This is a genomic window from Mesorhizobium sp. M0317 (assembly GCF_040321555.1).
Taxonomy (GTDB): domain Bacteria; phylum Pseudomonadota; class Alphaproteobacteria; order Rhizobiales; family Rhizobiaceae; genus Mesorhizobium.
Genome location: NZ_JAMYRV010000012.1, coordinates 78,233 through 93,577, shown reverse-complemented (window position 1 = coordinate 93,577; position 15,345 = coordinate 78,233). Strand labels below are relative to the sequence as shown.

Genomic DNA, 15,345 nt, shown 5'->3' with positions numbered 1-15,345 from the left:
CGGAGCTATCGAAATGACCAGATTTGCCTGGAAATCGACGGGAGCCATCGCGCTCACTCTTTCTCTTCTTGGCGGCACCGCTGCCTTTGCCGCCCCGGTTACCGACGCCACGGTCGCCTTCTTGATGCCCGACCAGGCCTCGACGCGCTACGAGCAGCACGACTATCCCGGCTTCGTCGCCGAGATGAAAAAACTCTGCCCCGGCTGCAAGGTGATCTATCAGAACGCCGATGCCGACGCCTCGCGCCAGCAGCAGCAGTTCAACTCGGTGATCTCGCAAGGCGCCAAGGCGATCGTGCTTGACCCTGTCGACTCGACCGCCGCCGCCTCGCTGGTCAAGCTGGCGCAGAGCCAGGGCGTCAAGGTCATCGCCTATGATCGCCCGATCCCGACCGCACCTGCCGACTTCTACGTCTCGTTCAACAATGAAGGCATCGGCAAGGCCATTGCCGACTCGCTCGTCGAACACCTCAAGGCGCTGAAGGTCGACCCCGCCAGCGGCGGCCTGCTGCAGATCAACGGATCGCCGACCGACGCGGCCGCCGGGCTGATCAAGAAGGGCATCCATTCCAGCCTCGACAACAGCGGCTACAAGATCCTTGCCGAATACGACACGCCGGAATGGGCGCCGCCGAAGGCGCAGCAATGGGCAAGCGGCCAGATCACCCGCTTCTCCACGCAGATCGTCGGCGTCGTTGCGGCCAATGACGGCACCGGTGGTGGCGCCATCGCCGCCTTCAAGGCCGCCGGTGTCGATCCGGTACCGCCGGTGACCGGCAACGACGCGACGATCGCCGCACTGCAGCTGATCATCGCCGGCGATCAGTACAACACCATCTCCAAGCCGAGCGAGATCGTTGCGGCGGCTGCCGCCAACGTCGCCGTCCAGCTTCTGTCGGGCGAGACGCCGAAGGCCGAAATGACCCTCTACGACACCCCATCGCAGCTGTTCACGCCGGCGGTGGTGACGCAGGAAAACCTCAAGGCCGAGATCATCGACAAGAAGATCAACACCGCCGAAGAGCTCTGCGTCGACCGCTATGCCGAAGGCTGCAAGAAGCTCGGCATCACAAAGTGACAATGCAGGTCGCCCAAAATCGCGCAGCGGTTTTGGGATAAGACATGCATAAAAGGATGACCTAGAATCCTGATCCTGCTTTCCGGCCGCCCGTGCGGCGGCCGGAAGTTCGCAGTCACTCTTGACCGTCCATCCGGAAAGGTTTGCCACCATGTCTGACATCTCTGACGGACCGGTTTCGGCAGGCGAGCTGGTGCTCAGCCTGCGCGGCATCTCGAAGAATTTCGGCGCCGTTTCGGCGCTCACCGATATCGATCTCGATGTCCATGCCGGCGAGGTGGTGGCGCTGGTCGGCGACAATGGCGCCGGCAAGTCGACGCTGGTCAAGATTCTGGCCGGCGTCCACCAGCCGAGCTCGGGCACCATCAATTTCCGCGGCAGGCAAGTGACGATGCCCGACCCGAGCGCCGCGCTGACGCTCGGCATCGCCACCGTTTTCCAGGATCTGGCGCTGTGCGAAAACCTGGACGTCGTAGCCAACATCTTTCTCGGCAAGGAGCTCAACCCGCTGCGGCTGGACGAGGTGGCGATGGAAATTCGCGCCTGGACGCTGCTCAACGAATTGTCGGCGCGTATTCCAAGCGTCCGCGAGGCGGTCGCCTCGCTGTCCGGCGGCCAGCGCCAGACGGTGGCGATCGCCCGCTCGCTGCTGCTCGACCCCAAGGTCATCCTCCTCGACGAGCCGACCGCCGCGCTTGGCGTCGCCCAGACGGCGGAAGTGCTGAACCTCATCGACCGGGTGCGCGAACGTGGGCTCGGCGTGCTGATGATCAGTCACAATATGGAGGACGTGCGCGCCGTCGCCGATCGCATCGTGGTGCTCAGGCTCGGCCGCAACAACGGCGTCTTCGAACCCGACGCCTCGAACCAGGAACTGGTCAGCGCCATCACCGGCGCCGCCAACAATGCAGTGTCGCGCCGCGCCGAACGGCGCAAGGCCGCCGAACAAGCGAACAATCAGGAGCAGCGGCCATGAGCGCGGAGCCCAAGCAGGACACCTCCTCGTCGACGGCGCTCGACCGCAGCGACGTCCGCGTCAAGCACCAGGCCGGCGTTGGTGGCGCCATCAGCGCCTTCTTCGACCGCGTCCGCTCCGGCGACCTCGGCTCGCTGCCGGTGATTGTCGGACTGGTCATCATCTGGAGCGTGTTCACTGCCCTCAATCCGGTCTTCGTCTCGTCGAGCAATCTGGTCAATCTCCTGTTCGACTGCTCGACCGTCGGCGTCATCGCGCTCGGTATCGTCTGTGTGCTGATGGTCGGTGAGATCGACCTGTCGGTCGGCTCGATCAGCGGCTTTGCTTCGGCCATGGTCGGCACGCTGTGGGTCAACCAGGGCTGGCCGGTGGCGCTCGCCATCCTCGCCGCGATCGCCGTCGGCGGCTTCATCGGCGCGCTCTATGCCTTGCTGTTCAACCGGCTCGGCATGCCGAGTTTCGTCTCGACGCTGGCCGGCTTGCTCGCCGTGCTGGGCCTGCAGCTGTATATTCTGGGCTCCACCGGCTCGATCAATCTGCCCTATGGCTCGAACCTGGTGAATTTCGGCCAGTTGCTGGTCATGCCGGACTGGCTGTCCTATGCACTGGCGGCATTGCCCGGCATTGTCATGCTGATCGCCGGCCTGCGCACCGTCAGCCGCCGCCGGGCCGTCAATTTGTCGGCGCGGTCTGTCGGCGGCCTCATCGTGCGCGTCGCCGCCCTGACCATCCTGCTCGAACTGATCGTCGGTTATCTCAACCAGGCGCGCGGCATACCGTGGATGTTCGGCCTGTTCGTCGGCCTGGTGGTGGCGATGAACTATGCGCTGACCCGCACCCAATGGGGCCGCTCGATGACCGCCGTCGGCGGCAACCGCGAAGCGGCGCGCCGGGCCGGCATCAAGGTGCGCTCGATCTACCTCAGCGCCTTCGTCATGTGCTCGATGTTTGCCGCCCTCGGCGGCGTCCTGTCGGCGGCGCGGCTGGCCTCCGCCAGCCAGCAGGCCGGCACCGGCGACGTCAACCTCAACGCCATTGCGGCGGCGGTCATAGGCGGCACCAGCCTGTTTGGCGGCCGTGGCAGCGCCTATTCCGCGCTGCTCGGGATCATCGTCATCCAGTCGATCGCCAGCGGGCTGACCTTGCTCGATCTGTCATCGTCGCTTCGCTACATGATCACCGGCGCCGTTCTGGCGATTGCGGTCATCGTCGACTCCCTGGCACGCCGCTCGCGGGTTTCCCACGGCCGCGCCTGAACCAACAGAGAATACGAGGATAGAAGAATGGCTCAGGATTTGAGTGGAAAAGTCGCGGCGATCACCGGCGCCGCGTCGGGCATAGGCCTGGAATGCGCCAGGGCGCTGATCGCCGCGGGCGCCCGCGTCGTGCTTGTTGACCGCGCCGAAGACGCGCTGAAAGGCGTCTGCACCGAACTCGGTCCCAACGCGATCCCGCTGGTGATCGATCTGATGGAGCCGGCCAGCGTCGCGACGATGATGCCGCAAATCCTGGACAAGGCCGGCCAACTCGATATCTTCCACGCCAATGCCGGCGCCTATGTCGGAGGCCCGGTGCTCGAAGGCGACCCCGATGTGTGGGACCGCATGCTGAACCTCAACATCAACGCGGTGTTCCGTTCCATACACGCCGTGCTTCCGCATATGGTCGAACGAAAGACCGGCGACATCATCGTGACGTCTTCGATCGCCGGACTGGTGCCGGTGGTCTGGGAGCCGATCTATACGGCATCCAAGCATGCCGTGCAGGCCTTCGTCCACACGGTGCGCCGGCAGGTCGCCCCGCACCGCCTGCGCGTCGGCGCGGTGCAGCCGGGGCCGGTGGTGACAGCGCTGATCAGCGACTGGCCGAAGGACAAGCTTGAGGATGAACTGGCCAAGGGCGGCCTGATTCAACCGGTCGAGGTCGCCGAAGCCGTGCTGTTCATGCTGACTAGGCCACGGAACGTCACCATCCGGGACCTGGTGATCCTGCCGCAGAGCAATGATTTGTGAGGCAGTAGGCATTAGGGAATGGGAGAGGCTCTTGCAACTGGCCGTTCACTGCTGACCATCTCGCCTACTGCCTACTGCCTACTGCCTACTGCCTACTGCCTAACTTCTGAGGTTCCCCATGTCCCACTTCCTCGGCATCGATGTCGGCACTGGCAGCGCCAGGGCAGGGGTGTTCGACAGCAAGGGCACCATGCTCGCCTCGGCGAAGCGTGACATCGCACTGTTTATCGAACCCGGTGAGATCGCCGAGCAGTCGAGCGAGGATATCTGGCGCGCGGTGTGCGCCAGCGTGCGTGAAGCCGTGACCAAGTCGGGGCTCGCCGGGCGCGACATTGCCGGCATTGGCTTCGACGCCACCTGTTCGCTGGTCGTGGTCGGCCAGGATGGCGCGCCGTTGCCGGCCGGCAGTTCCGGCGACAGCCAGCGCAACATCATCGTCTGGATGGATCACCGCGCGCTCGACCAGGCGCAGCGCATCAATGCCGGCAAGCACGCCGTGCTCGACTATGTCGGCGGCACCATCTCGCCGGAAATGGAAACGCCGAAGCTGCTGTGGCTGCGCGAGAACCTGCCCGCCACCTTCGATGCGGCCGAGCATTTCTTCGACCTGACGGACTATCTGACCTGGCGCTCAACCGGCAGCCTGGCGCGCTCGATCTGCACGCTGACCTGCAAATGGACCTATCTCGGTCATGAGCGGCGCTGGGACGATGCCTATTTCCGTGCCATCGGCCTCGGCGCGCTCGCCGATGAAGGCTTTGCCCGCATCGGCACCGAAATCGTCGAGGGTGGCACGGCACTTGCCCAAGGCCTCACTGAGGCCGCCGCGGCCGATCTCGGCCTGCTGCCGGGAACGCCGGTTGCGGCCGGCCTGATCGATGCCCATGCCGGCGGCGTCGGCACGGTTGGCGGGCAGGGCTCGGTCGGCACCTTGCAGTCGCGCATGGCCTATGTGTTCGGCACTTCGGCCTGCACCATGGCCAGCACCAGCGAGCCGGCCTTCGTGCCCGGCGTCTGGGGTCCGTATTTTTCCTCGATGGTGCCGGGGCTTTGGCTCAATGAAGGCGGGCAATCGGCGGCGGGTGCTGCAATCGACCACCTCGTCGCTTTCCATCCGGCCACGGCTGAGGCATCCGCAAAAGCCAAGGCGGAAGGTCTCGGCCTGACCGCTTGGCTTGGTCAGCAGGCGGCGAAGCAGTCCGCCGACCTGTCCGCCGTAGCGCACCTGGCCGGGAGACTGCATGTCGTGCCGGAATTCCTCGGCAACCGCTCGCCCTTCGCCGATCCCGAGTCCAAGGCCCTGATCGCCGGGCTTGGCATGGACACGTCCCTCGACAGTCTGGTCGCCCTCTATGTCGGCGGCCTGCTGGGCATCGGCTACGGCGTTCGCCAGATCCTGGCGGCGATGGCCAAAAAAGGCATTGCCATCGACACTATCGTCGTCAGCGGCGGTGCGGCGCAAAGCGAGCTGGTACGTCAGCTTTTGGCCGACACGACGGGGCTGACCGTCGCCGGTTCGACCTCGCCCGAACCGGTGCTGCTCGGCTCGGCCATATTGGCGGCGGTGGCGGCGCAAAAATATCCCGATGTGATCGCGGCGATGACCGGCATGTCGCGCATCGGCGACATCTATCGCCCGGCCGGTGGCGACCTCGTGCCCTGGCACGACAAGCGCTTCGCCGCCTTCGAATTGCTGCAGCAGGCAGGCCGCGCCATCCGCGATTGAACGGCTTGGCTCACGTCCAGAAATAGCGGACGATGTGGAAGAACACCGGTGCGGCGAAGACCAGGCTGTCGGCGCGGTCCATCATGCCGCCGTGACCCTCGATCAGGTGACCCCAGTCCTTGACGCCCTGGTCGCGCTTGATCGCCGACGCCACCAGCCCGCCGAGGAACCCCATCAGGCAGGCGATGAAGGCGACGCCTGCCGCCGCGAGCGGCGAGAACGGCGTCAGGAACGACAGCAGCGCGCCGAGCAGGCTCGATGACACCAGCCCGCCGATCAGCCCTTCCCAAGTCTTTGATGGCGAAACGGACGGCGACAGAAGATGCCGGCCGAACAGCTTGCCGAAAATGTATTGCAGCACGTCGCTGCCTTGCACGGTGATGATCAGGAAGGCGATGAGCAGGAGGTTGCGGCCCTCGAAACCGGGCACGTTGAGCGTCAGCAGCGCCGGCACATGGCTGACGCAGTAGACCGAGATCATGACCGCCCATTGCTGCGCCGACACCCGCTCGAGGAAGCGCTCGGTGTCGCCGTTGAGCGCGGTGATCGCCGGCATCAAGAGGAAGCAGTAGACGGGGATGAAAATGGTGAAGAGCCCGTACCAGGCGGTCCACACCAGCCAGTACTGGAAGGGAATGATGATGCCGAACATGCCGAGCAGCACCCAGTGGTCGCTGCGCCGGCTGTGCGTCAGCGTCACGAACTCGCGCAGCGCGGCAAACGAGATCAGCGCAAACAGGATGGTCATGCCGGTGCGGCCGAAGAAGAACGCGACGGTGATCGCCAGCACCATCACCCACCAGGCGTTGATGCGCTGGTTCAAGTTGACGAGCGTCGAGGGCAGCGGCTTCGGCGCCCGCCATGAGAGGATACCGGCAACGATGCTCGCCATGGTCAGCACGCAGATCAGGCCGGCCAGCAGGATGACGGTTTCATGCATTGGCGGCAGTGTCATACGAAGTCTCTTTGCCTGGTCATGCTAGTGGTCCCGATCGGGACGCGGGTTGAGCGACAGCAGCGTCTGGCGCGCGCGCTCGAGGAAGGTGCGGCGTTCTTCGCCGGGCGCGATCGCCACCGGCGGACCGAAGACGACGCGGCACAAAAGCGGCACCGGTAGGAACTGGCCCTTGGGCAGCACGCGCGACATGTTCTCGATCCAGCACGGGATGAGTTCGACATCCGGCCGCGCCATCGACAGATTGTAGAGGCCGGAGCGGAACGGCAGCAGATCCGCCTCCGTCGTGTTGCGAGTGCCTTCGGGAAACAGGATCAGCGAGTGGCCGTCGTCGAGCACCGACAGCATGATCGAGATCGGGTGTTGCGTTTCGTCGGTCCACTGCCGGTGGATGAGCACGGACGACAGCATGTCCTGCGCGATGAAGCGGCGCAGCCGCGACTTGCCCCAATATTCGGCCGCCGCGATCGCATGGGTGCGGGCGCGCACTTTCTCGCTCAGACAAGCCGACAGCAGGATGAAATCACCATGGCTGGCATGGTTGGCGAAGTAGATGCGCTGCCGCTCCGACGGCTGGCTGCCGTTCCAGATTGGTCTGACGCCGGTTACCACCCAGGCCGCCGCCGACAGGCCGACCGACGTCACCGTCTGCAGCAAGGTGAAGGTGTTGGCGCGCAGGTGAAGTTTTGTCATGGCTCAAACAAATGCTGCGAAAAGGGATGCCGCAGCAAACATGGCGAGCGCAATGCGCTGCCTTGTCAGCAGGCGGCGCGTGCCTGCCATGCGACGGTCGAGCGAGCGGCCGCCGGCAGCGGTGGGCTTCAGGCGCATGCGCGTCAGGACGTCGTCGACCGCGGCACCGCCGGCGGCCTCGCTGGCGTGGCCTGCCATCAGCCGGAACAGCAGCGCGTCGAACAAAAGCAAGGCCGAAAGAACCAGCGTGGCCACGGCGCTCGCCGCCGCGACCAGCCAGGCCGCCGCCGACGGCGCTGTCGTCTGCGGCGCGGCCACCAGGCCGATGACCGGCGCTGCCATCACAGCCGCCACCACGAGCAGAATCGGCCACACCGCCTGCACCATCAGCCCGGCGGCGAATATTTCGGCCTTCTCGGGAAAATTGTCGCCACTCATGCCGGCCAACTCATGTCGGTTCTTCCAGCCCCGGTTCTTTCAGCCCCGGTTCATCCAGCCCGATCTGAAGGTGCACGGGCCTGCCCGACGCGGCGAGTTTCTTGCGCGCCTGTGCAGCTGTGTGTGAGCGCCCCGTCACCACCAGCCAGTCGGCGACGATGGCCGAACTGCGCTGGAAGCCGAGCGCGCAGCAGACCAGGACGGTGCCGCGCCGGCGCGCCAGCTCGATCGCCGCCACCGCTCGCTCCAGCCTGTCGTGAGGCGGCGCCACGAGGTCGAGCATCGCGTAGCTGATCCAGCGGCAGGTCACGCCGCGCGGCCGTTCCATCTCGCCGGCAAGGTCGATCACTGTGCCGAAGCGGTTGGCCTCGTCGTCACTCGGAAACCGGCCGAGGAAAACACCGTCGGTGATCTCCACTTGCGGCGCCAGTTGGCGGGTCCATACCCACACATTGATCCGGGCGCCAAGCCGGTAGGGCAGGAGCAGGATACGGTTGGCCAGTGAGACGCTACCATCGGCTGCCTTCTGGAACACTTTGGCGCCGGCTCCAGCATAGCCGAAGGCGACGATGGCCAGCGCCAATGCCGGCCACAACAGGATGAGAAAATCGGCGGAGACCAACGCGCCCTCGGCAGCGCCGGCCAGGGCAAGGGCCGCCCCCAGCCCGTAATAACCCGCCAGCCGCCGCGCCCTTGGGTCGGCGGTCAACCGAAAACCCCAGAATGGCAGCTCGCCCTTGGACGGAAACAGCCACAGCGCAAACAGGCCGAGCAGGGCGCCGGTCGGAATGTCGATGAAATGATGCTGCCAGGTCGTCAGCACCGAGGCGCCGATGAGAAAACACCAGACGTGCCAGACCGGGCGGAGAATGCCGCCGAGACGGTGACGTGCCAGAACGTGACGCCAATGGTCCCAGATGATCACCAGGAGTGCGATGTGCAGGGATGGCGCCTGGTTGAACGGCTTGTCGAAACCACCGAGCACCGCAAACAGGAAACCCGGCAGGCCGGTGGTTTCCGGCCGCACGAAGGTCGCCGTCAGCGGGAACGCGATGAAGCAGGCGACGGCAATGATCTGCGCCGAGAGATAGCGGCCGGCGAGCCGGTCGACGCCGCGCCTGGTCGTGTTGAGCAGCAGCGATAGGCCGTAGAACAGATTGATCGACCAATAGGGCACGATCGTCCAGGCGACGAACGGGATGGCGTATTCCCAGGCAAACACGATGCTGCCGACATGGTCGCGCCGCGACGCCAGCCAGTTGGCAAAGCCATAGGTCGAATAGAAGAATGGCGCCAGCAGCGCCAGCCAAAGGGCTGCCCTCAGCACGATGCCCAAATAGGGTTCCCGCGCCGGGGCAGGGTCAGCGACAGGCAGGGCCATGGTCTCAGACGCGCCGTGCGACCGAGACGGTGAAGATGCCCCATTGGTCGATGCGCTGGTCGATCTTTTCGAAACCGGCAGCCGTCACCAACTGGTCCATCTCGCCCTGCGTGCGCCGCCGCATCACCCAGGCCTGGCCGCCGCGATGCGAGGTCAGGCTGCGCGCGATCATCTCCAGCTGCGGATGCCATGGCTGGTTGGTGTAGACGAGCAGGCTGCCGGACTGCATGGCGCTGGCCAGCCCGCCGAGCGAGCGGGAAATCATCGTGTTGTCGGCGAACAATTCGTAAAGCCCGGAGACGATGGCGAGGTCCGGCGCCGGCTTTTGCCCGGCCAGCATGTCGGCATCGAAGGCGTCGGCCTGGTGGAAGCTGACGCTGGTCGGCAGACGCCGCTCGGCGATCAGCTTCGAACCCAACCCGACATTGAGCTCGGAATAATCCTGCAGCCGCACGCTTGCTGGTGGTTCAGTGCATTTGGCGACGGCATCGAGCACATAGCGGCCGTGACCGGCGGCGATGTCGAGCATGTGGACGGGACGGCCGGCTGCCTTCAGGCTGGCGGCGGCGTTGCCGATCAGCTCTTCCAGATGCAGCTTGCGCTGGCGGATGCCGCGCCAGCCGATGGCGTCGAGGAAGGTGCGGTCGACCATGCGGCCGATGAAGCCGGTGCCGCGCGCATCGTTCTCGTAGACATAGTCGAGCGTCGAGCCGGAATCGAAGCCGGTGGCGATGCCGATCTTCATGCCCGAAGACAGCCAGGCGCCCATGCGGATCGAGGCGCGACTCATCGCCCAGAAAATACCCTTGGGCGACAGCAGCGTCAGCGGCGAGGCGAGCCTCTCGGCCTCGTCGCGGGTGTAGCCGGCGCGGTCGGCCTGAAGCAAGTCGATGGTTCTCCCCGGCGTGGCAAATTGCTTTTCGAGGAATGGCCGGATCAGGTCCAGCGCCTGCTGGCGATCGCGCTCGCCCAGCGTGTCGTGGAAGAAGCCGGGCAGCACATGCCGCTCCTTGGCGCTGCTGCCGAGATTGACGAAGAACTCGTGCTGCGGTCCATGCCGCACCACCCAATCGCTGCCGGAGATCAAGAGCTGCGTCGGCGCGGTGATGGCGCGCGCGTCCGAGACGATGCGGGCAGCGTGGTCGTAAAGCTCGACCAGGATGTTGGAGGCGATCGGTCGCGTGATCAGCGGATCGGCGTCGAAGGAAGCGATGCGCTCGGCATCATGCGTCAGGAACTTCGCCTTGACGTAGGAATTGACGAAGAAGCGGCCCTTGAGCTTCTGCCACAGCGCAATGCCCTCCTTGGCGAAGGGCACGTAGAGCTTGACCGAAAAGGCCGGTGAAGCCACCACCAGCGCGCGGATGTCGGGCGCATAGTCATGCACCCAGGCAGCAGCCAGCACGGCGCCGAAGGACTGCGCGATCAGCGCGATGTCGCGCTGGCCAAAACCATCCCGGCCGATCTCGCGCACCAGGCAGTCGATATCACGCACCAGGGCGGCAAAGGACGGCGCATAGCCGCGCTCGCCGGCCGATCGGCCATTGCCGCGGGCGTCCCAGGCGTAGAAGGCATGGTCGGGCATGGCGAGCTCGTCGACCAGATGCGCCATGCGGCCGCCATGCTCGTGGCCGCGATGGAACAGCAGGATCGCACCCTTTGGCGCCGACCCGGCGGCCGGCCAGTAGCGGTAGAAGATCTCGGTGCCGTCATGGCTCTTGAACGTGCGCTCCTGCGCGATGCGCTCGAGGCTTGCCGGTGCTAGGGCGGCGATGGTCTGGTGGATCATGGTTTCCCTCTGGCGGTCGGGTGCCTGACGCTTTGGCATCAGGTGCCGCCCGCTCTAAGGCCGCTGCGTATCCGGTTGATGGCGGTTATCCCCGACAGTGTAGCCATGATCGGAAACACAAATGGCGCGATCCCCGCCACCCACAGGCCGCAAGCGAGGAGAAAGCCGATGACGCCGAGCACCAGGGCTCGGTCGCTCTTGCCGAACGGCCCGGCATAGTTGCGCCCGCTGCCTGCGGCAACGCCAAGCACGCCGGCGAACTCGACAAGCATGGCGGTAATAGCGAAGGCGACGACACCCCAGGCCGGGAACAAGGTGGCAAAGGCCAGGATCAGCGCCAGGTCCGAGACGACGTCGCAGAGTTCGTTGAGAAACATGCCGAGTTTTGATGCTTGCCCATGTTCCCTGGCCAGCATCCCGTCAATGGCGTTGAGCGCCATGCGCACGAACAGCACCACCGGCATCAACAGGAAAACCAGGGGATGGTAGGCAAAGGCCGCGACCACCAGGCCGGTGGCGATGGAGAGCGCGGCGGCGAGAAGCGTGATCTGGTTGGCGGTGACGCCGGCATCGGCCAGCCGGTCGGCCAGCGGCCGCAGCCTGGCCTGAAAGGCCGGTTTCAGTTGATAAAGCGTTGGCATGTGCGATCCCCCAACCGCGGCTCATGACAGTGTCGGCGAGATTGGTCAATCGGCAGGCAGGGCGCAAGGGCTTGCACCAGCATCCGCACCGTTGCGGGATTCGAAACTCCCGGCATGGATGCAGAGGCGCAGCCGAAGATCTCGGCCAAGCAGGATGTTGCGCGCTACAAACCGCCTCGCAAATGAGAACTTTACAAATATTCGTATTTATATGAAGTAAATCACTGAAAGGTCCATCATGACAAACAGTCGCTTCGCCACCCGCCTGAATTCCTTCGCCTCGCGGCCGCAAGCCGAATGGCCTGATCTTACCGGCAAGCCGTCCATGCTGCAGATGGCAGCCCGCGCGGCCAAGGTCGACGGGCTGACCGACCTTGATCTTAATTTCCCCGACCATGTCAGTGAAAAGCCGGCTGAAATCGCCCGAAAGCTCGGTGATTTCGGGCTTTCCATCAATGGCTTTGCCATGCGTTACTACTCCAATCCGGCCTTCAAGCTCGGCGCCTTCACCAATCCGGACCCGGCGGTGCGCCGCGAAGCCATCGACTTGACCAAGGCCGGTATCGATGCGGTGCGCGCGGCCGGCGCCAGTCTGATGACGCTGTGGCTGGGCCAGGATGGCTTCGACTATGCATTTCAAACTGACTATGCGACGCTCTGGCAGCACGAAATCGAGGGGATTCGTGAAGTTGCCGCGCATGATCCCGGCTGCCAGATCAGCCTGGAGTACAAGCCTAACGAACCGCGCTCCTACTCGCTGATGCCGGATGCGGCGACCACCTTGCTGGCGATCCGCGAGGTCGGCCTACCCACTCTCGGCGTCACGCTCGATTTCGCCCATGTGCTCTATGCCGACGAACAGCCGGCCTTCGCCGCGGCGCTGATCGCTCGCCACAGCAAGCTGCTCGGCGTCCATCTCAACGATGGCTATGCCAAGCGCGACGACGGCCTGATGGTCGGCGCGGTGCACACGCTGCAGACCATCGAACTGCTGCGCCAGATCCGCCGCGACGGCTACGCCGGCGCCATCTACTTCGACACCTTCCCCGACATGACCGGGCTCGATCCGGTGCGCGAATGCGAAGTCAACATCGCCACCGTCAAGCGCCTGCTGCGCGTTGTCGACCGGCTGGAGAAGGATAACCGCCTGTCCGCCGCCATGGACAGCCAGGACGCCGTGACGTCGCAGGCTATCGTCCAGGAAGCCATGCTCGGGTCGTGACGAGGGGACGTGGATGACGTTGAGCAATCTCGATCTGAAAGCCGTGGGGCCGCGCATCCGCATGATGATGCCGCATCTCACCCCGCTTGAGGCCAAGGTGGTGGAAACCGTCTTCGGCCGGCGCGGTTTCGACGAGACCATTCCGCTCAAGCAGATCGCCGAGGAGGCCGGCGTGTCGGAGGCGATGGTGGTCAAGATCGCCAAGAAACTCGGCTTCTCCGGCTACCGCGACTTCCGCACCGCCGTCTATGAATACAGCCGCCTCCCGACCGCCGAGATGCACCAGGAACTGTCGGTCGACGACAGCTCGGCCGAGATCGTGCAGAAAGTGTTCCGCACCTCGATCCAGGCGCTGGAGGAGACGCTCGCGATCCTCGACATGGACGATTTCGACCGTGCCGCCGATCTGCTCTACCGCGCCAGGAACCGCGATTTCTATGGTGTCGGCGGCTCCGCCCAGATCGCCCGCGACGTCTCGCACAAATTCCTGCGCATCGGCATCCGCGCGTCTGTCTATGACGACTCGCACATGATGCTGATGTCGGCCTCGCTGCTCGGCGCCGACGACATCGCCGTCGGCTTTTCGCATTCCGGCAACACGTCGGCCGTCATCGACGCCATCCATCTTGCCCGCAAGAGCGGCGCCCGCACGCTGGCCATCACCAACTACGACAACTCGCCGCTGGCCCGGATTGCCGACATCGTGCTGTGCTCGACCGCGCAAGGCTCGCCGCTGATGGGCGAAAACGCAGCGGCGCGCATCGCGCAACTCAACATCCTCGACGCTTTGTTCGTGGCGGTGGCGCAGCGCGACTACCAGGCGGCGGAGCGCAATCTCGGCCGCACCATGTCGGCGGTCACCTCGAAACGAAAAGACCGGGGCACATGACGGTTCCGCTGGTCACCGTCTTCGGCAGCCTGCACTACGACATCATGGTCGACGCGCCCGACCGTCCGCGCAAGGGCGAGACTGTGACCGGCCATGCCTGGCAGCCGAAATGCGGCGGCAAGGGCGGCAACCAGGCGGTCTCGGCGGCACGCGCCGGCGTGCGTGCGGCGATGATCGGCGCCGTCGGCGACGACGATTTCGGCACGGCGCTGCTGGCCAATCTCGATCGCGCCGGCGTTGATCGCCGCTTCGTGCGCGTGGCGGCAGGCGCAGGCTCCGGCATCAGCGTGGCGATCTTCGACAGCGATGGCGACTATGGTGCGGTGATCGTCTCCGGCAGCAATCTCACCCTGGGCAGTGATGACATCGCGGCTGCGGGCGAGGTGGTGGTACAGACGGCAGTGCTGTTGCTGCAGAACGAAGTGCCCGATGCCGCCAACATCGCTGCCGCGCGCGCGGTGAGGGCATCCGGAGGCCGCGTCGTGCTCAACGCCGCACCGGCGCGAACACTGTCGGCCGAATTGACCGCGCTGATAGACATCGTCATCGTCAACGCCATCGAAGCGGAATTTTTGGCCGGCGTTCCGGTCGTCGATACGCTCGCCGGCGCAACCGAAGCCGCGCGGCGGCTGATCGATACCTACCCCTCGGCGATCGTCACCGCCGGCGGCGAAGGTGTCGCCTATTGCGACCGGATCGGCGCGGCCTTCGCGCTGGCGGCCATTCCGGTAAAAGTCGTCAGCACCCATGGCGCCGGCGACGAATTCGTCGGCGCCTTCGCGGCAGGCCTCGCGCGTGGCCATCCGGTGGAAGCGGCGATTGCCACCGCCAATGCCGCCGCCGCCTCGCTGGTGGCGACTCCGGAGGGAGAGCGCAGCTCGCGTTGAAAACTCAGGCCGCATGTTGCGCCTCCAAAACCCGTGCCCCCGTCGATGAGCGAAACGGCAAACCGGGCGCGGCGAGAACCTGCTTGGCTTTGCCCTGACGGAGGCGGGGACCAAGCTGCGTGGTCGAAAGTAGGGAGCTTCAGTCCGCGTCGCCGGCCGAACCTTTGCCGCACTGCGTCAGCACCTTGCCGATGGCCGCGCTCGAGCCGGTCAGCGGAAAGCTGTTCCCGCCATATTTGTCGGCCGTAACCGTGACGTCGCCCTTGCCGCGCAACAGGCCGAGCAGTGGATCGTCTTTGCTCAGCTCAGCCGTGAAGTAATTATACATGGCCTCGAGGTCGAGCTTTTTGGTCACGCTCTTGTCACCGCCCTTGAAGGTGAAGGAAGCGCTGATGCCGGGCTCCAGCTGCTGGCCGGCCGCACCCAGATCGTAGCTCAGCACCGGCTTGTCGAAACAGACGAGCATCAGATGCGCATCGGCCTTCGGTCCGCCGCACACCGAAGCCGTCAGCACGCTGCCGCCTTCGTCTTCTTCCATCTTGGCGCTCCAGTTGCAGGACGCGGCAAAAGCCGGCTGCGCGGCTTGCAGCGCGGCCAGAACGGAACTTGCCATGATGAACTTCGCCAATGCACTTTGCATGATCCCCTCCCAAGCTAC

Annotated in this window: 15 protein-coding genes; 8 read left to right on the top strand and 7 right to left on the bottom strand. The window is 65.1% G+C overall.

The window, feature by feature from the left end:
* The first annotated feature begins 13 nt into the window (after positions 1–13).
* The 5 genes from NKI88_RS11855 to NKI88_RS11835 all read left to right on the top strand — a co-directional run bounded on the left by NKI88_RS11855 (position 14) and on the right by NKI88_RS11835 (position 5,792).
* Entirely contained in the window at positions 14–1,078 is a 1,065-nt protein-coding gene (locus NKI88_RS11855; RefSeq protein WP_023672498.1) for an ABC transporter substrate-binding protein, read from the top strand.
* A 151-nt stretch (positions 1,079–1,229) separates the two neighbouring features.
* Positions 1,230–2,054 carry an ATP-binding cassette domain-containing protein gene (locus tag NKI88_RS11850; protein WP_023695497.1) on the top strand — a complete coding sequence of 275 codons (825 nt, stop codon included), beginning with the start codon at positions 1,230–1,232 and terminating at the stop codon, positions 2,052–2,054.
* Positions 2,051–3,310: a sugar ABC transporter permease gene (locus NKI88_RS11845; RefSeq protein WP_352655255.1), complete on the top strand. Its 1,260-nt coding sequence runs from the start codon at positions 2,051–2,053 to the stop codon at positions 3,308–3,310. Before NKI88_RS11850 ends, NKI88_RS11845 begins: the two co-directional genes overlap by 4 nt.
* A gap of 27 nt (positions 3,311–3,337) precedes the next feature.
* A complete protein-coding gene (locus NKI88_RS11840) occupies positions 3,338–4,066 on the top strand; it encodes an SDR family oxidoreductase (protein ID WP_352655253.1) in 729 nt (242 codons plus the stop codon).
* Between the two features lie 118 nt (positions 4,067–4,184).
* The gene (locus tag NKI88_RS11835; RefSeq protein ID WP_023751870.1) at positions 4,185–5,792 is read left to right on the top strand and encodes an FGGY-family carbohydrate kinase; all 1,608 of its coding nucleotides are present in this window, start codon (positions 4,185–4,187) and stop codon (positions 5,790–5,792) included.
* A gap of 10 nt (positions 5,793–5,802) precedes the next feature.
* On the opposite strand, the gene NKI88_RS11830 is transcribed toward NKI88_RS11835, so the two are convergent.
* The 6 genes from NKI88_RS11830 to NKI88_RS11805 are packed head-to-tail and all read right to left on the bottom strand — an operon-like array spanning position 5,803 to position 11,689.
* Entirely contained in the window at positions 5,803–6,732 is a 930-nt protein-coding gene (locus NKI88_RS11830) for a phosphatidate cytidylyltransferase (RefSeq protein WP_352460524.1), read from the bottom strand.
* Between the two features lie 39 nt (positions 6,733–6,771).
* A complete protein-coding gene (locus NKI88_RS11825) occupies positions 6,772–7,440 on the bottom strand; it encodes a lysophospholipid acyltransferase family protein (RefSeq protein ID WP_023672504.1) in 669 nt (222 codons plus the stop codon).
* Between the two features lie 3 nt (positions 7,441–7,443).
* Entirely contained in the window at positions 7,444–7,878 is a 435-nt protein-coding gene (locus tag NKI88_RS11820) for a hypothetical protein (protein ID WP_352655250.1), read from the bottom strand.
* 10 nt (positions 7,879–7,888) lie between these two features.
* Positions 7,889–9,259: a phosphatase PAP2/dual specificity phosphatase family protein gene (locus NKI88_RS11815; protein WP_352655248.1), complete on the bottom strand. Its 1,371-nt coding sequence runs from the start codon at positions 9,257–9,259 to the stop codon at positions 7,889–7,891.
* A 4-nt stretch (positions 9,260–9,263) separates the two neighbouring features.
* Positions 9,264–11,045 (bottom strand): bifunctional alpha/beta hydrolase/class I SAM-dependent methyltransferase, encoded by a 1,782-nt coding sequence (locus tag NKI88_RS11810; protein WP_031208640.1) that lies wholly within the window; start codon positions 11,043–11,045, stop codon positions 9,264–9,266.
* A gap of 41 nt (positions 11,046–11,086) precedes the next feature.
* Positions 11,087–11,689 carry a CDP-alcohol phosphatidyltransferase family protein gene (locus tag NKI88_RS11805; protein WP_023703071.1) on the bottom strand — a complete coding sequence of 201 codons (603 nt, stop codon included), beginning with the start codon at positions 11,687–11,689 and terminating at the stop codon, positions 11,087–11,089.
* 238 nt (positions 11,690–11,927) lie between these two features.
* Between NKI88_RS11805 and NKI88_RS11800 the strand changes: the two genes are divergently transcribed.
* Genes NKI88_RS11800 through NKI88_RS11790 form a run of 3 tightly spaced genes read left to right on the top strand, consistent with a single transcriptional unit; the run spans position 11,928 to position 14,687 of the window.
* Entirely contained in the window at positions 11,928–12,911 is a 984-nt protein-coding gene (locus NKI88_RS11800; protein ID WP_023695492.1) for a sugar phosphate isomerase/epimerase family protein, read from the top strand.
* 13 nt (positions 12,912–12,924) lie between these two features.
* Positions 12,925–13,800 carry a MurR/RpiR family transcriptional regulator gene (locus tag NKI88_RS11795; RefSeq protein ID WP_023730361.1) on the top strand — a complete coding sequence of 292 codons (876 nt, stop codon included), beginning with the start codon at positions 12,925–12,927 and terminating at the stop codon, positions 13,798–13,800.
* Positions 13,797–14,687, top strand: coding sequence for a ribokinase (locus NKI88_RS11790; protein WP_023730362.1), 891 nt, complete (start codon positions 13,797–13,799; stop codon positions 14,685–14,687). Before NKI88_RS11795 ends, NKI88_RS11790 begins: the two co-directional genes overlap by 4 nt.
* A 139-nt stretch (positions 14,688–14,826) precedes the next feature.
* Here the strand turns inward: NKI88_RS11790 and NKI88_RS11785 are convergent, their stop codons facing one another.
* Positions 14,827–15,327, bottom strand: coding sequence for a hypothetical protein (locus NKI88_RS11785; protein ID WP_352655245.1), 501 nt, complete (start codon positions 15,325–15,327; stop codon positions 14,827–14,829).
* Positions 15,328–15,345 lie beyond the last annotated feature (18 nt).

Excerpts from the sequence above, each read along its gene's own strand:
- NKI88_RS11855 (WP_023672498.1), top strand. The coding sequence starts at position 14 with ATGACCAGATTTGCCTGGAAATCGACGGGAGCCATCGCGCTCACTCTT.
- NKI88_RS11850 (WP_023695497.1), top strand. The coding sequence starts at position 1,230 with ATGTCTGACATCTCTGACGGACCGGTTTCGGCAGGCGAGCTGGTGCTC.
- NKI88_RS11845 (WP_352655255.1), top strand. The coding sequence starts at position 2,051 with ATGAGCGCGGAGCCCAAGCAGGACACCTCCTCGTCGACGGCGCTCGAC.
- NKI88_RS11840 (WP_352655253.1), top strand. The coding sequence starts at position 3,338 with ATGGCTCAGGATTTGAGTGGAAAAGTCGCGGCGATCACCGGCGCCGCG.
- NKI88_RS11835 (WP_023751870.1), top strand. The coding sequence starts at position 4,185 with ATGTCCCACTTCCTCGGCATCGATGTCGGCACTGGCAGCGCCAGGGCA.
- NKI88_RS11830 (WP_352460524.1), bottom strand. The coding sequence starts at position 6,732 with ATGCATGAAACCGTCATCCTGCTGGCCGGCCTGATCTGCGTGCTGACC.
- NKI88_RS11825 (WP_023672504.1), bottom strand. The coding sequence starts at position 7,440 with ATGACAAAACTTCACCTGCGCGCCAACACCTTCACCTTGCTGCAGACG.
- NKI88_RS11820 (WP_352655250.1), bottom strand. The coding sequence starts at position 7,878 with ATGAGTGGCGACAATTTTCCCGAGAAGGCCGAAATATTCGCCGCCGGG.
- NKI88_RS11815 (WP_352655248.1), bottom strand. The coding sequence starts at position 9,259 with ATGGCCCTGCCTGTCGCTGACCCTGCCCCGGCGCGGGAACCCTATTTG.
- NKI88_RS11805 (WP_023703071.1), bottom strand. The coding sequence starts at position 11,689 with ATGCCAACGCTTTATCAACTGAAACCGGCCTTTCAGGCCAGGCTGCGG.
- NKI88_RS11800 (WP_023695492.1), top strand. The coding sequence starts at position 11,928 with ATGACAAACAGTCGCTTCGCCACCCGCCTGAATTCCTTCGCCTCGCGG.
- NKI88_RS11795 (WP_023730361.1), top strand. The coding sequence starts at position 12,925 with ATGACGTTGAGCAATCTCGATCTGAAAGCCGTGGGGCCGCGCATCCGC.
- NKI88_RS11790 (WP_023730362.1), top strand. The coding sequence starts at position 13,797 with ATGACGGTTCCGCTGGTCACCGTCTTCGGCAGCCTGCACTACGACATC.
- NKI88_RS11785 (WP_352655245.1), bottom strand. The coding sequence starts at position 15,327 with ATGCAAAGTGCATTGGCGAAGTTCATCATGGCAAGTTCCGTTCTGGCC.